Source organism: Corallococcus sp. AB030 (assembly GCF_003668965.1).
GTDB lineage: Bacteria > Myxococcota > Myxococcia > Myxococcales > Myxococcaceae > Corallococcus > Corallococcus exiguus.
The window spans coordinates 14,900-31,305 of sequence record NZ_RAWQ01000028.1 but is presented as its reverse complement, the minus strand read 5'-3'; the positions used below and the strand labels follow the sequence as shown (position 1 = coordinate 31,305).

General features: G+C 71.2%; 4 protein-coding genes. All 4 read left to right on the top strand.

The window, feature by feature from the left end:
- Nucleotides 1-19: 19 nt before the first annotated feature.
- The 4 genes from D7Y15_RS09945 (at nucleotide 20) to D7Y15_RS09930 (ending at nucleotide 16,402) form a co-directional block, all read left to right on the top strand.
- On the top strand, nucleotides 20-12,295 hold the full coding sequence (locus tag D7Y15_RS09945; RefSeq protein ID WP_120579080.1) for a tetratricopeptide repeat protein: 12,276 nt from the start codon (nucleotides 20-22) through the stop codon (nucleotides 12,293-12,295).
- Nucleotides 12,296-12,431: 136 nt separating this feature from the next.
- On the top strand, nucleotides 12,432-14,567 hold the full coding sequence (gltJ, locus tag D7Y15_RS09940; protein WP_121752406.1) for an adventurous gliding motility protein GltJ: 2,136 nt from the start codon (nucleotides 12,432-12,434) through the stop codon (nucleotides 14,565-14,567).
- A gap of 236 nt (nucleotides 14,568-14,803) precedes the next feature.
- Entirely contained in the window at nucleotides 14,804-15,688 is an 885-nt protein-coding gene (locus tag D7Y15_RS09935) for a hypothetical protein (protein ID WP_121752405.1), read from the top strand.
- 231 nt (nucleotides 15,689-15,919) lie between these two features.
- A complete protein-coding gene (locus tag D7Y15_RS09930; RefSeq protein ID WP_121752404.1) occupies nucleotides 15,920-16,402 on the top strand; it encodes a toxin-antitoxin system YwqK family antitoxin in 483 nt (160 codons plus the stop codon).
- Nucleotides 16,403-16,406 lie beyond the last annotated feature (4 nt).

Sequence of the window (16,406 nt, the reverse complement as noted above, 5' to 3'; positions counted from 1 at the left end):
CCTTTGGCCAACGAGCATCATGGAACAGCCTTCCACCCCTGCGCGTCCCACGCTGCGTGTGACCGATGACCGCTCCTTCGTTGAAACCGAAGCGGCCCTGGAGAAGACGGGCCGGGTCGAGGAGCTGATCCGCCTGTACGAGGGGCGCTCGCGGGACGTTCCGACGGAGGAGGCGGCGCGCCTCTTGTGCCGCGCGGCGGAGCTGGCACACGAGCGTCAGCGCAACGCGCCGCGCGCGGAGGATCTGCTCAAGCGCGCGCTGCTGGTCGCGAAGGACCCGATGCCCGCGCTGCGCGGTCTCAAGCGACTGCATGAGATCCGGCAGGATTCGTCGTCGTTGGTGGACGTGTTGGAGCGGCTGGGCGCCGCGACGCAGGGCGAGGAGAGCGCGGGCCACTACCTGAAGGCCGCGGACCTCTACGAGCAGAAGCTCTTCCGGCGCGACCGCGCGGTGCTGTGCCTGCAGCGCGCGGCGCGAGTGAAGCCGGACCGCGCGACATTCCGGCGCGTGCGCCAGCTGCTGCTGTCCGAGGAGCGTTTCCAGCCGGCGTTCGAGGCGCTGCAGCGCGAGCGTGCGGCGCTGGGCGACGCGGGCATGGCGGAGGAGTACGCCGCGCTCGCGGAGCGGCTGGTGGACGACCCCACCGAGCACGCGCTGGCGCAGCAGGTGTTGGACGTGGCGCGTGAGCTGGATCCGCAGAACGCGCGCGCGGACAAGGCCACCCGCGCGATGCAGCGCTTCGAGCAGGTGTGGCGCGACAAGGTCCGCATGCTGCGCGGCATGTCGCTGGAGGAGCGCGACCGCAAGAGCGCAGCGCGCCTGTCGCTGCTCGTGGCGAAGCTGTTCGCCTGGTACGACCCGGGCTCCGCCGCCAAGGTGAAGGAGGCGCTGGACCGCTGCTTCCTGCTGTGGCCGGGCATGCCGGAAGCGCTGACGCTCATCGAGCGGATGGCGGGGCGCGCGGGCGACTACGGACCGGCGCTCGCGCAGCTGGAGGCGATGGCGGGCGAGGCGCGCGACCGCACGGCGCAGGTGGACCTGTGGCTGCGCGTGGGCACGGTGAAGCTGGGCCGGATGAACGACGCGGCCGGAGCGCTGGCCGCCTTCGAGAAGGCCGTGGCGGCGGATGCGTCGCGCGCGGACGCGGCCAGCCTGGCGGCGGAGCTGATGCTGGGCCAGGAGCGCTACGCGGACGCGGTGGCCACGCTGGAGCGCTACCTGGGCACGGTGAAGGACCGCGCGCAGCAGGCCAGCCTGCGCCTGCGCCTGGCGGACCTGTGCATGCAGCAGCTGCAGGACGCGGACGCGGCGCGCGCGCACCTGGAGGCGGCGCTCAAGCTGGAGCCCACCAACGCGCTCGCGGCCTTCCAGTTGTCGCGCCTGCTGGCGGAGGACGAGAAGCTGGACGAGGTGCTGCCGCTCCTGGAGCTGGCCATGCTCGCCCCGCGTCCGCGCGCCGAGCGCGTGGCGTTCTGCGAAGCGCTGGCGTTGATGTTCGAGGAGCAGGAGAACGAGCGAGGCGCCTTCGAGGTGCTGGCGCGCGCGCTGGAGCTGGAGCCGGGGCGGCCGCTGCTGCTCAACACGGTGGTGGAGCACGCGGAGAAGGCCAACGCGCAGCCGGCGCTGGCGCACGCGCTCTTGCGCGCGGCGCAGGGGGCGACGCCTCCGGCCGTGGCGGTGGCGCTGTGGCGGCACCTGGCGCAGCTGCTCCAGGGCCCGCTGGCGGACCCCGTGCGGGCGGAAGCGGCGTGGCGCGAGGTGCTCTCGCGCGTGCCGGGAGACACCGCGGCGAGCGAGGCGGTGAAGTCGCTGCAGGCGGCCGCGGCGCTGGCGGATGATCCGAAGACGCGGCTGGAGACGGACATCGCCCGGCGCGAGGCGGCCGGTGCCTCGCCCGTGGAGTTGGAGCCGATCGTGCGTCAGTGGGTACAGCTGGCGCCCGAGGACACGCAGCCGGTGCAGCGGCTCCAGGCGCTGTGCGTGGCGCTGTCGAAGTTCGAGGAGGCGGCGGCGCTGGCGGGGAAGCTGGCGACGCTCTCCGAGTCGCAGCTGGAGCGCAACGAGTGGACCGCGCGGCAGGCGAAGCTGTACGCGGAGCGGCTGAACCGCCAGGAGGACGCGGCGGACCTGTTCCTCGCGCTGCTGGCGGAGAACGTGTCCACGGGCGTGGTGGTGGGCGGCCTGGAGCGGCTGGCGGCCGGCGGCGTGCGCACGGTCGCGCTGACCGAGGCCCTGGCGAACCACTACGGCCGCACGGGCGACCACCAGCGGCAGGTGGCGGCGCTCCAGCAACAGCTGGACTCCACGACGGACGCGCCCACGCGCAAGCGGCTGCTGACGGTGCTGGCCGGCATCCACGAGAAGCAGCTCGCGGACAGCCGCGCGGCGTTCGACACGCGGCTGCGCATGGTGCGCGAGGAGCCGAAGGACGAGTCGGGACGCGCTGAGACGGCGCGCCTGGCGCGCGACCTGTCCGCGCACGCGGAGCTGGGCCGCGTGCTGCGCACGCTCGCCACCGAGTCCGAGGACCCCGTCCTCGCCGTGCAGCTGCTCTCCGAGGCGTCGGTGCTGGCGGAAGAGGGCGGCATGGCGGCGGAGGCCATCACGGCGCTGGAGGCCGCGCTGGCGCGCTCGCCCGAGGCGCCGCAGGTGCTCCAGCGCCTCGTGCGGCTGTACGGGCGCGCGGGCCGCTCCGCGGACGCGGAGACGCTGCTGCGCAAGCGCATCCACGCCACGCGTGGGCCGGAGCGGTTGGATCTGCTCCTGCGGCTCGTGGACCTGAACGTGGAGCTGGGCCGTCCGCAGCAGGCCGCCGAAGCGCTCCAGTCCGCCATCACGCATGGCGGCGAGGAGGGCCGGCACCTGCCGCGCCTGGCGGAGCTCTACGAGAAGGCCGGCATGCAGCGCGAGCTGGGGGACACCCTGGCGCGGATGATCGGCCTGGCGGAGACGGCCGGTGACGCGGACCACGTGTCGCGGCTGAAGCTGCGCCGCGCGCAGTTGCTGCAGGGCTCGCAGGACGGCGGCGCGGAGGCGGTGCAGAGCTACGCGGATCTGCTGCGGCAGCGTCCGTCGGATCCGGACGCGCTCTCGGCGCTGGAGGCGATGCTGGCCTCGGGCTCTTCGCGTGAGGCGGCGGCGCGCGCGCTGATTCCCGCGTACGAGCGCACGAAGGAGCACCGCAAGCTGGTGGCGACGCTGGACGTGCTCTCGGAGGTGGCTCGCGACGACACCGGGCGGGTGCAGGCGCTGCGTCACGCGGCCCAGGTGCACCTGGCGCACCTGCGGCAGCCGGAGCTGGCGTTCGCGGCGCTCGCGCGGGCGCTGCGCCTGGCGCCGTCGGACGCGGGCCTCCGGGCCGCCGCGCGTCAGGCCGCGGAGGACGCGGACTCGCTCGACAGCTTCGCGGAGATCCTCTCCGAGCTGACAGAGGAGGGCGACGTGGGCCCCGCGCGCGCGGCGCTGCTGCGCGAGCTGGCGGAGGTGCAGGAGAAGAAGCTCGACGACCGGCCCGGCGCGGTGAAGGCGCTTCGGGCGCTGTTGGAGCTGGAGCCGGGCAACCTCGACAGCCTGCGGGCGTTGCAGCGGTTGCACCGCGCGGGCGAGGAGTGGGCGGCGCTGGCGGAGGTGCTGGAGAAGCTGGCGGCGGCCATCCAGGAGCCCGCGGATCAGCTCGTGTGTCTGCGCGAGGCCGCGCTGCTGCACGAGGCGAAGCTCACCGACAAGGAGAGCGCGGCGTCCGCGTGGCGCGCCATCGCGGAGCGCGACCCGGCGCAGCGCGAGGCCGCCACGGCGCTGGACCGCCTCTACACGGACCTCAACCGTCCCAAGGACCTGGCGTGGACGCTCACGCTGCGGCGCAACCAGGAGGGCCAGAGCCCGCAGGGGCGTGAGGTGTCCTTCCGCCTGGCGGAGCTGCTGCGCACGGTGCTGGACGACGCCAACGCGGCGCTGGGCCTCTACAAGCGCATCCTCACCGAGGACCCCGGCCACCCGGGCGCGAGGGCCGCGCTGGAGGCCTGGGTGAAGGCGGCCGTGCCCATGAGCGGCGCGGCGCTGGAGGTGCTGGACAAGGTGCTCGCGCAGGTGGGCGACCATGCCCGCCGCGTGGCGCTGCGCGAGACGCGGATGGAGTCCGCGCTCACGGTGGAGAAGATCATCCTCGCCGGAGAGGTCCGCCGCATCTACGAGCGCGACATGCAGCAGCCGTCGCTCGCGTTCATGGCGTCGGTGAAGGCGTTCGCCAACGACCTGGACCGCGAAGGCGTGCGTCCGGACCTGGAGCGCCTGGCCCGCGATACGGGCAGCCACGAGGTGCTGGCGGAGATCTACGAGACCACCGCGGTGGAGCTCACCGCGGGAGACCCGGCGACGCTGGACCTGCTGCGCCGCGCGGCGGAGCTGCGTGAGAGCCTGGATCAGCCCGAGGAGGCCACGCGCCTCTGGAAGAACCTTCTGGCGGACGCGCCGCAGGACCGTCAGGCGCTGGAGGCGCTGTCCCGGCTCTACGAGAAGGGCCAGAACGCCAAGAGCCTGTCGGAGGTCTACGCCCGTCAGGCGCAGCTCTCCACCGACCCGGAGGCGCGGCTGGGCCTGCTGCTCAAGGCCGGCGAGGCCTACGCGAGCGCGGGCGAGGACGCGAAGGCCATCGAGGTCCTGCGCTCCGCCCTGGCGAACCGCAAGGTGCCCGAGGGGCTGCTGGCGCTCGACAAGCTGTACGCGAAGACACGCCACTTCGTGGAGCAGGCGGACGTGTTGGATCAGCTCGCGGAGCTCGCGCCGGACGAGCCCGGGCGCCGCGCGTACCTGCTGCGCCGCGCGCAGTTGCTGGAGAAGGAAGTCGGTCCCACCGAAGCGCTGCCGGTGTACCGCCGGCTGCTGGAGCTGTCGCCGGGCGACGGCCAGGTGGTGGCGGGCCTGGAACGCCTGCTCGCGCACGACGGGCCCCGCCTGGAGGCGGCGCGGTTGCTGGAGCCCGTCTACCGCGGCCTCAACGACACGCGGAAGCTGGTGGACGTGCTGGAGGTGCTGTTGCCGGGCGTTCCGCCGGAGAAGCGCCTGGAGCGGCTGCAGGAGATCGCCGTCCTGCGCGAGGGCCTGGGCCAGACATCGCTGGCCTTCGTCGCGCGCCTGCGCGCGTTCAACGAGCTGCCCGCGGAAGCCGGTGTGCGCGACGAGCTGGAGCGGCTCGCGGCGGACTCAGGCTCCTTCGAGGAGGTGGCTGCGGCCTACGAGGATCAGCTGGAACGCGACCCCGCGGAGCCCCTGGCGGGCGACCTGTGGCGGCGCTTGGCGGCCATCTACGACAACCGCCTGAAGCGCTACGACCTGGCGGTGCGCGCCCTGGAGCAGGTGAGCCGGCGCGACCCGATGAACAGGCCGGTGCTGGAGGCCATCGCCCGAGTGCACCGCCGCACGGGGGCGCACCGGGAGCTGGCGCTCGTCATGCGCCGGCAGGTGTCCGCGGAGGTGAATCCGGCCTCGCAGATCAACCTGCTCTTCGAGCTGGCTCACCTGGCCGAGGAGACGCTGGCGGACAAGTCGCTGGCGGCGCAGGCGTACCGCGAAGTCCTGGAGCGCCGTCCGGAGAACGCCAACGCGTTGAAGCTCCTGGGCCGCGTGCTCGCGGACATGGAGCGCTGGGCGGAGCTCGCGCAGCACGTCGAGCGCGAAATCCAGATGGCGGACGCACGCGACGCGCAGGAAGAGGCGTCCGACCTGCGTGTGCGCCTGGGCCGGCTGAAGGTGTCGCGCCTGGATGATCCGCGCGGCGCGCTGGAGCTGTACCAGGCGGTGCTCGCGCGGCGCGCGGGCCACCCGGGCGCGGTGGGTGCGCTGGAGGAGCTGGCGCGTTCGGAGAGCCCGCTGCGAGGCGCGGCGGCGAGCGCCCTGGAGCCCATCTTCGCTTCGGTGGGCAACCACCTGAAGCAGGTGGAGATGCTGGAGTCGCGCGCCTCCGCGGAGCCCGTGCCGCAGGAGCGGGCCGCGCTGCTGCGCCGCATCGCGGAGATCTACGCCAACGCGCTGGAGAACGCGGAGATGGGGTTCCTCTCCGCCACGCGCGCGCTGCGCGAGCTGCCGGAGGATCCGCGTTCGCTGGAGCTGTGCATCCAGCTGGTGGACAAGGCGGAGGCGCCCGAGGAGCTGTGCGCGGTGCTGACCGAGGTGGCCCCCAAGGCCAGCGACGCGGCCCGTGCGGAGCTGTACCGCGCGCTCGCCCGCATGCAGGTGGACCTGGGTGAACCGGCGGAGGCGCTCCAGTCGTGGAAGCGCGTGCTGGAGCTCAAGCCCACGGACACCGAGGCGCTGGATGGCACCGCGCGGCTGGTGGCTTCGACGGGCCGTCCCTCGGAGCTGCTGGAGGTGCTGCGCCGTCAGCTCGCGCTGTCGGAGGAACCGGCGCGGCGCGCGGCGGTGCTCCACCAGATTGGCGCGTTGCAGGAGGAGCAGCTCAAGGATCCGCTGGGCGCGCTGGCCACGTTCCGGCGCCTCCTGGAGCTGCAGCCGGACGACGCGGTCGCGCTCGCTCGCATGGACAGCCTCTGCCAGAAGCAGGAGCGCTGGCCGGAGCTCGCGGACGTCCTCGCGCGGCGCATCGCGCTGATGCCGCCGGAGGAGGGCCTGGAGCTGAAGTTCCGCCTGGCGACCGTGCGCGAGTCCAAGCTGCTCGACAAGGCAGGCGCGCTGTCGCTGTACGGCGAGGTGCTGTCCATGCAGCCCAACCACCCGGGCGCGGTGGGCCGCATGGAAGCCATCGTGGCGCGTGAGCCGCAGAACCTGCTCGCGGTGGAGACGCTGCTGCGCGCCTTCCGCGCGAGCGGTGACGTCATGCGGCTGGCGCAGCTGATTGAAACGCGCGTGGGAGTGTCGCCGGATGCCATCGAGCGCAAGCAACTGCTCGGCGAGCTGGCCACGCTGCGCGAGACGCAGGGCGAGAGCGAGCTGGCCTTCCTCGCGCTCTACCGCGGCTTCAAGGAAGACCCGAACGACAGCGAGGTCCGCCGCCGCCTGGAGAACGCCACCGACGTCGCGGGCAGCTACGACGAGCTGGTGGTTCTCTACGAGGAGGCCCTTCCGCGCATCGCCGAAGCCGCCGACGCGGCCCTGGTGTGCCTCAAGCTGGGTCAGGTACTGGAGACGCGCCTGCGCGACCCGGACCGCGCGGTGTCCTACTTCGAGCGTGCGCGCACGCTGCACACGTCGGTGCAGCAGAGCTCGCTCGTCGCGTTGGACCGCCTCTATCTGCACCTGGAGGCGTGGCCGGAGCTGGCCGGCGTGCTGGAGGCGCTGGCCACCGGCGCGACTCAAGCCGCGGACAAGATCGGCTTCCTCTTCCGCCTGGGGCAGCTCTACCAGGAGCGGATGGACAGCCCGGACCGTGCCGCGGGGGCCTACGAGGCCATCCTCGCGTTGGATCCGTCGCACCTCGCCTCGGCGCGGCTGCTGGAGGGCATCTACGAGGGCGCGGGCGCGTCCGAGAAGCTCTACGCCATCCTGAAGCTCCAGTCGGAGAAGGTCTCCGGCAGCGAGCGGGACCGCGTCCTGGGCAAGATGGCGCAGGTGTCGGCCGAGGGGCTGTCGGACCTGGGCCGCTCCATCGACCTGTACCGCGAGCTGCTGGCGAAGAACCCGCGCAACGAGCAGGTCTTCACCGCGCTGGAGTCGCTGTACGAGCGCGCGGGCCGTCCGCAGGACCTGCGGGAGATGCTCGAGGGCCGCCTTGCCATCACGCTGGATCCGCGTGAGGTGGTGCGCCTCAACGAGCGGCTGGGCCGCGTGGTGTACCGACTGCTCAAGCAGCCGGACGCGGCGGTGCCGTTCTTCAAGGCGGCGCTCGACCGCGACGCGCGCCACCGCGGCGTGCTGGACACGCTGCGCGAGCTGTACGACGAGACGGGCCAGCGCGAGGAGCTGGTGGGCGTGCTTCGCCGCCTCATCCCGCTGCAGGACAGCAGCGACGGCGTGAAGGCGCTCCGCTTGCGGATGGCGGAGGTGCTCGCGGGGATGGGCCGGCGCGAGGAGTCGCTGGACGCGGCCCGCCGCGCGCTGGAGGTGGAGCCGCACACCGTCTCCGACCTGGAGCGCGTGTACGCGCTGTCCGTGTCGCTGCGCGCGTGGAACGACGCCGTGCGCGCCCTGGAGCTCAAGGTCCAGGTGCACCTGGCGACTGAAGAGCGCGACCCGGCCATCGCCGCGTACTTCACGGTCGCGGACCTGTGGGAAGGGCAGGGCGGCAAGCCGGAGCTGTCCGCCGGCGCGCTGGAGAAGGTGCTGGAGCTCGACCCCGCCAACCGCACCGCCTACGAGCGCGTGTGCGCGCTGTACCGCGCGAACAACGACTGGCGCGCGTACGCCACGGTGATGGACCGCTACATGCCCCACCTCGTCACGGGCGAGGAGAAGATGGCGGCGCTGCGGGAGATCGCCCGGGTGCAGGAGGAGCGCCTGGGCCAGAAGGACGTGGCCTTCCTGGCGCTCTGCCGCGCGCTGCAGCTGGACGCGGCCGAGGACGCGCTGCGCGAAGAGGTGGAGCGCCTGGCGGACGAGACGGGCAGCCACGAGGAGCTGGCGGCGGTCTACGAGGAGGTCGCGGACGAGCTGCCCCGTGGCCCGCTCGCGGAGCGCATCTACGCCACGCTCGCGCGCATCCACGACTCGCGGCTGGATGATCCGCAGGCGGCGGAGGCCGCGTTCCGCAAGATTCTGGAGTTCGACCCCACCAACTCCACCGCGCTGGACGGGCTGGCTGCGGTGTTCCAGCGGCGCGGCCGCGACCGCGAGTACGTCGTCGCGCTGGAGCAGAAGCTGGAAGCGGCGGGCTCCATCGAGGCGCGCAAGGGCATCCTCAAGGAAATCGCCCGCGTCTGGGACGAGACGCTGGACGACCCCACGGAGGCGGCCAGTTCCTTGTTGCGCGCGCTGGAGCTGGAGCCGGACCTGGAGACGCTCGGCGTCCTCACGAAGCTCTACCGGCGTGGAAATGCGTTCCGCGACGTGGCCACCACGCTGCTTCGGGCCCGCGACCTCGCGGCGTCCAACGAGGAGCGTGCGCGCATCCAGGTGGAGGTTGCGACCGTCTACGAGCGCGACCTCAAGGACGACGAGTCCGCGGTCTCCGCGTTCCGCATGGCGCTGGAGTTCGACCCCGTCAACCGCGAGGCGCTGGAGGCGCTGGAGCGGCTGCACACGCGGTTGGATCAGCCGGCGGACCTGCTCGCCATCTACGAGCGGATGCTGGAGCTGTCCCAGGACTACCGCGAGAAGGTCCGCGTCCTCTTCCGCAGCGCGACCATCTGGGAGGACACGTACCAGAACCCGGCCAACGCCGACGCGTGCGTGGAGGGCGTGCTCTCCATCGACCCGCAGAACGTGTCGGCCATCAAGTCCCTCATCCGGCTGCGCCGCGCGCAGTCCCGGTGGGAGGACCTCCTCCTCGCGTACGAGCGGCAGCTCGCGCTCGCCACCAGCCCGCAGGAGCAGGCGGAGCTGTACGTGGAGATGGGCAACGTCCAGTACCAGAACCTCAAGGCCGTGGACCGCGCGGTGAACAGCTACCACGCGGCGCTCGCCACGGACCCCGAGTCCCGTCAGGCGCTGCACGCCCTGGGCAACCTCTACGAGCGCAGCGGCAACTGGCCCTTCGCGCTGGAGATGCTCCAGAAGGAAGCGCAGGTCGTGGGCAGCGACCCGGTGGCGGTGGAGCTGTGGCACCGCCTGGGGAAGATCAACGAGGACATGCTCTCGGACATGTCGAGCGCGCGGAACGCGTACCAGCAGGCGCTCGCCATCGACCCGGGCCACCTGCCCACCATCCGCGCCCTCAAGGGCATCCAGGAACAGGAGCAGGACTGGAGCGGCTACGAGCAGACGCTGCTGCAGGAAGCGCAGCAGACGGATGATCCGGCCGCCAAGGGCAAGGCCCTGCTGGACGTCGCGCGCTACCACGCGGAGACGCGCGAGGACCGCGACACGGCCACGCCCTACTGGGAGGAGACGCTCAAGCACGTCCCGGACAGCCTGGATGCGGCGCGCCCGCTGGCGGACGTCTACATCGCGCGCGAGGACTGGGCGTCCGCGGAGCGGATGCTGGACATCGTCACGCGCAAGATGGCGGAGAAGGCCATGGCGGAGAAGGACCCCGCCATCGCGCAGGACCTCTGCCGCCAGCTCTACCGGCTGGGCTACGTGACGGAGAAGCTGGGCCGCCGCGACAAGGCCCTGTCCTCGTACGAGAAGGCCTACGGCCTGGACGCCACGTACCTGCCCTCGCTCGAGGGCTACGGCAACCTGCTGGTGCAGGCGAAGCGGTATGAGGACGCTCTCAAGGTCTTCCAGACCATCCTCATCCACCACCGCGAGGAGCTGACGGACCTGGAGGTCGTGGAGGTCTACTGGCAGCTGGGTGACGTGCACGCCGCGCTCGGCCAGACGGACCGCGCGCAGAACCACTTCGAGAAGGCGCTCACCATCGACCCGCAGCACGAGCAGACGCTGCGTGCGCTGGTGACGTTGATGGACAAGGCGGGCAACTTCGACAAGTCCGCGGAGCTGCGTCAGGAGCTCGTCAACGGCCTGGAGGGCGAGGCCAAGGTCAAGGTCTACCTGGAGCTGGGCCGCATCGCGCGCGACGAGCTGCACGACCCGTACATGGCCATCGACGCGTTCACCGGCGCCCTCAAGACGCAGCCGGACTCGCCGGAGGTGATGGACGCGCTCTACCGGCTGCTGCGCGAGACGCGTCAGGGCCAGAAGGCCGCGGACGTGCTGGGCCGCATGCTGGCGCTGCCCGCGCTCGCCCTGGAGCCGCACAAGGCCAAGCGCGTGTGGTTCGCGCTCGGCGAGATCCGCCGCGACGAGCTGAAGGACGTGGAGGGCGCGACGCAGGCCCTCAACGCCGCGCTCGACCTGGACCACCGCTTCGTGGAGGCCTTCAGCGCGCTGGAGGCGATGCTCGGCGGCGCGCGCCAGTGGAAGGTGCTGGAGGAGAACTACACGCGCATGCTCGCGCGTCTGCCCAAGACGCCGGACACGCACCCGGCGCGCATGACGCTGTGGCGCGCGCTGGGCGACCTGTACCTCCAGGTGCTCAAGCATCCGGAGGGCGCGGTGGCCGCCTACGGCGTCGCGGCGAAAGGCCTGCCGGACGACGCCTCCATCCAGGAGACGTTCGCGGAGGTCGCGGGCCAGATGCCGGGCCGCGAGGAAGAGGCCATCGTGGCGCTGCGCCGCGCGCTGCCGAACACGCAGAATCCGCGCAAGGTGGTGGGCCACCTGGTGCGGCTGTCCGCGGTGCGCAAGGACTACGACACCGCATGGCTCGCCGCGCAGGCGGTGTCGGGCCTCTTGGGCGAGGCGGGCGAGGACGAGCAGGAGATCCTCACCAAGCTGGGGCCCTACGCGAAGAAGAAGGAACTGGCGCAGCGTCCGCTGACGGACCGGCTGTGGCAGACCGCGCTCTTCCACCCGAAGGTGCGCGGGCCGCTGTCGGAGCTGTTGGGCCTGCTCTTCGAGAAGGCGGGACACCTGTACGCGGTGCCCTTCCCGCAGTACCAGCTGGTGCCCAAGCGCCACCGCATCGACGTGGCGACGGCGCAGGAGTACCACGTCAACCACTACCGCTACGTCGCGCGGCTCTTCGGCATGGAGGCGGTGGAGCTGTACTCGCCCTTCCTCGTGGCCACGCGCGAGCGGCTGGCGAAGCGCTCCAACGAACCGGCCCCCGAGCCGCTCGTGAACGTGGATCTGCTCCAGACGCATCCCGCGTGTGTGCGTGTGGGCGGCAAGTACTTCGCGGAGCAGGGGCAGAAGGAGGTGTACTACCTCCTGGGTCGTACCCTGGCCCTGGCCCGCGCGGAGCTGGCGTTCAGCCAGCGCGTCGCGCCCGAGCGGCTGGAGGCCGTGGTTCAGGCCGCGCTCAGCCTGGTGGTGGGCAACGTGCGCTACACGGTGGATCCGCGACTGGTGGACGTGGAGCGGCAGCTGCTCCAGAAGAGCCTGAGCGAGCCGGACCGGGCCGCCCTGGCGAAGGTGGCGAGGGCCTACCTTCCCACGGCGACGCCGCAGGATGTGCGCACGTGGCTGGAGGGCGCGGAACTCACCGCGTCGCGCGCGGGCCTCTTCGCCGCGGGCGAGCTGGAGCCCGTGCGCCGCATGGTGCAGGGCGAGACGGGGTCTTCCTTCCGCGTCGCCCCGCGCACCAAGCTGCGGGAGTTGCTGGTGTTCGCCACCTCCGAGGACCTGCACGAGCTGCGTGTGGCCGTTGGCACACACGTCGAGGTCCAGGTGCGAAAGTAAGGCCCTCAGACCGCAACGAGGGTTCACGCGTTGAAAGCAGGCGGGCGTTCAAGGCAGGTGTCCTTGATCTCCGCCGGTAGCCACTTCTACGATTCAGACGGGATTTCGCCCGTCATTTCTGAGGCTTACGGGAACGATGCGTTTCGTCTGCGACAGCTGCCGCGCGCAGTACATGATCAGCGACGACAAGATTGGCCCCAAGGGGGTCAAGCTGCGTTGCAAGAAGTGCGGTCACACCATTCTGGTGAGGCCCGCCGGTGCATCGGCGGCGAAGGAGGGCGGAGCGGAGGCCTCCGCGTCCACCGAGACCAAGAGCAGCGCGGATGCGAACGCGCCCCGCATCGTGGAGTCGTCCGGAACGGGGCTGCCCGCCTCGCTGGGCACACCGCCGGAAGGCGGCCTCTTCACGGACGTGGAAGAGGATGAAATCGGCGCGGTCTTCGACCAGGTCCTGAGCACGGGTTCGCAGAAGCTCAAGGCCGCGGAAGCGGAAGCGGAGGCCAAGGCCGCGAAGGCGGAGGCCGTGCGCAAGCTCGCCGAGGCCGAATCCGCCGAGCCGACCGCGGAGGAGAAGGCCGCCGCCGCGACGCACGAGTGGTACGTCGCCATCGACGAGAAGCAGGTGGGCCCCTGGACGGTCGAGAAGGTGAAGGACGCCTGGGACCGTGGCGAGGTGGGCCCGGACAATCTCTGCTGGCGTTCGGGCTTCAGCGACTGGATTCCCCTGTCGGAGACGGCGGAGCTGGCGTCGGTGCTGGCGCCGCGTCCGGCCAAGCCGGTCATCGTCGCGCCCGCGCCGGTGTCCACGTCGTCGCCCACGCTTCCCGCCGGCCCGGTGGAGTCCGCCTTCAGCGCGGGCGCCTCGCGTCCGGGTGCGGGTGGCAACTCGGCCGTCGCCGAGGAGCCGGTGGGCTGGAAGCCTTCGGCCGCGAGCGTGCTGGCCTCGCTGGTGAAGGAGGAGAACGACGCTCTCAGCAAGCCGCCGCCGCGTCCGGCGCCGTCGCTGGAGCGCGAGCCGTTGTCACAGTCGCGCCTCCTGGATGTGCCCATGCCGCCGCCGGAGCCGGTGTCCTCTCCGTCGATGCCCGGGGCCATGATGGCCGCCGCGCCGGGAATGGCCGCGCCCCAGGCCTACGCGCAGCCGCAGCCGCAGGGCTACGCGCCGCAGCCGCCGGTGCAGCAGCAGTACGCGCCGCAGCCGCCGGGCTATGCGCCGCAGCAGCCCCAGATGTCGTACGGGCAGCAGCCCCAGGGCTATCCGCCTCCCGGCTATCCGGCGGCCTATCCGCCGCCCGCGGCGGCACCTACGGGCGGCAAGGGCCGCACGGGGATGATGGTCGCGGTGACGGCGGGCGTGCTGGTGATGGCGGGCGCCGCGGTCGTCTTCGTCGCGCGCGGCAATTCGTCCGAGCGTCCCACGGAGCAGCCGGTCCAGGTCGCGGCCGCGCCGACTCCCAAGGCGGAGATGCCGCCCATGCCGCCGCCTCCCGCGGCGGTGCAGACGCCTCCTCCGGCGGCGGTGCAGCCCGCGGCGACGCCGACCCCGCCTGCTGAAGGCACCGCGGCGACCGCTGCCGCGGGGACACCTGCTGTCGCTGGCACTCCGCCCGCGGCGGTGGCAACGCCGCCCGCCGCCGTGGCCACGGCTCCGGCCGCCACGCCGACGCCTCCTCCGCCCGCGGCGGAGGTGAAGCCTGCCTCCGCGACGCCCAACATGGGGACGGCGGTGGCGCGCGTGGATTCGCGCAACCATCGCAAGTCGGGCTCCAACGGAAGCCGAGGCTCCTCGCGGGATGACGACGACGACGGCGACGCGATCACCGTGTCGAAGCCTTCCGCGGCGTCTTCGTCGTCTTCGTCGTCGAACTCCGGTGGCGGGGATGACGACTTCGACGAGCTGTTCGGCACGAAGAAGACGACGACCGCGAAGCCCGCGAGCAAGCCGACGGCGACGGCGTACATCCCGCCCGAGCCGGGAGGCGGCACGCTGGATCGCCTGCAGCAGTCGGACATCATGCAGGTGGTGCTGAACAACAAGCCGGCCATCGTGAAGTGCGTGAACGAGCAGAAGCAGAAGGACCCTTCGCTCAGCGGCAAGCTGGTGATGCGCTGGACGGTCCAGACGAGCGGCAAGACGACCGCGGTGTCGTGCCGCACGGACGAGTTCCGCACGAGCTACATGGCCACGTGCATCACGGGCCTCATCAAGAGCTGGTCGTTCCCGAAGCACCAGAAGCAGGGCGAGCCCATCGACTTCCCGTTCACGTTCTGAAATCCAGCAGCGACATCGCCGTCACGTATGACGGCGATGTCGCTGTGACGTGCGCCTGGATTGTGCGCTTTCGTGAACAGTGAATTTCCCAGGGTGGGAGGCGTAGGAAGGTCGGTCGACACTCGTTGACACGTCTGGAGCGAGAGGACTAAAGCCCGCTCGACTTCAAGCCCGGTGTCTGGAGTCAGGTGGCCGGAGACGCCGGGCGACGTAACCCATCCAGGAGGATGTTCCGAATGCAGCTGCGCAAGATGATGGTGATGCTCGCCGCTTTGAGCTCGATGAGCTTGGCCCTGACGGCCTGTGGCGATGACGCGACGACGGTCGAGTCCTGTACGTCGGACACCGACTGCTCCTCCAATTTCTGCAACACGGCCGCCGGCGTGTGCATGGACACCTGCGAGAGCGGCTCGGACTGCGCCGACTCCGAGAAGAACTGCGCCGTGCTGGCCGGTTCGTCCAACACGCAGAAGGTCTGCCAGTGCCAGACCAACCAGCTGTGCAACTCGGGCGACACCACGGACCTGGTCTGCGGCACCGTGTCCAAGCGCTGCGAGGAGCCCGGCTCCACCCCCGAGGGCTGCACCAAGGACGCTGACTGCGGCGCCGGCAACACCTGCAACACCACCACGGGCGTGTGCAGCCCTGCCGCGACGACCTGCACCGGTGAGGGCAAGGCGACCTGCGCGTACGGCTCGGCCTGCTACAGCGGCACCTGCTCGGCGCCCCCGGCCCCGACCTGCGAGAACTACCAGAACTTCGGCAACAAGGCCGCGCTGGGCACCACGGGTCCGATCATCTTCAAGGTCGCGACCGGCACCGCCACCACGGACACTGCCTTCTGCGGCAACACCTCGACCAAGCGCGTGAAGATCACCATCTCCGCGTACGCCGACACGGCCTGGCCCGCGACGTCCGCCGGCCTGAACGGGTTCCTCTACGTCCTCGTGAACGGGACCGCGCAGGCTCCGTCGATCAGCTCCTCCTCGGGCAACTACACGGTTTCGGGGAACCGCGCGGACATCGTCGCCAACCTCTGCGTGCTGCCGTCGTCCAACACGGCCTCGCTGGGCTACTACTTCACGGGTGGCAACTTCGCCTGCCACCAGGCCAACTACTAAGGCCAACTGGATGACGGGTCCCTGACGTATCCAGGGGACTCGGTCCACCGAAGTCATTGGAGCCCCGCCCAGGAATCCCGGGGCGGGGTTCTTCGTTTCTTCCGCGCTCAGGACATCCAGGGGTTGGGTGGAGACTTCAAGGCGCGAGGATGTCCCGTGAATTTCAGTCGGTTTTTCTCCGTCCTGTCTGGTGCGCGCTGGGGCGTTCCGGCGACTTCAAAAGGAGACTCCATGCAGTCCAAGAAGCTGATGCGGATGTTCACCCTGGGCCTGGCTCTCGCAGCTCCCGTGGCTTTCGCGGGAGACACCACGACGCAGCTGGCGTGTCCGGAAGGAACCAAGCAGGCCGGCTCCAAGGCGGATGGGCTGTTCTGCCGTAAGCCGGAACTGGCCGGAGGAAACCTCGTCGCGCACGGCCCGTACCGCTCGTTCCACGCGAATGGAAAGAAGGCGGCGGTGGGCCAGTACTTGAACGGCCACAAGACGGGGACCTGGTTCTTCTTCGACGAGGCTGGCAACGAGTACGACAAGATTGAGTTCCGCGAGAGCAACTACCACGGCACCCGGACGCTCTCCTTCGCGAGCGGCAAGCCGCATTTCATCGAGCATTACCAGCACGGCCTGAAGGACGGCGTGGTGCAGGAACTGAGCGAGGACGGCAAGGTCGTCCGTGAGAGCCACTTCGTGAAGGGCAAGGAAGTCGCCGCCAAGTAGCCAG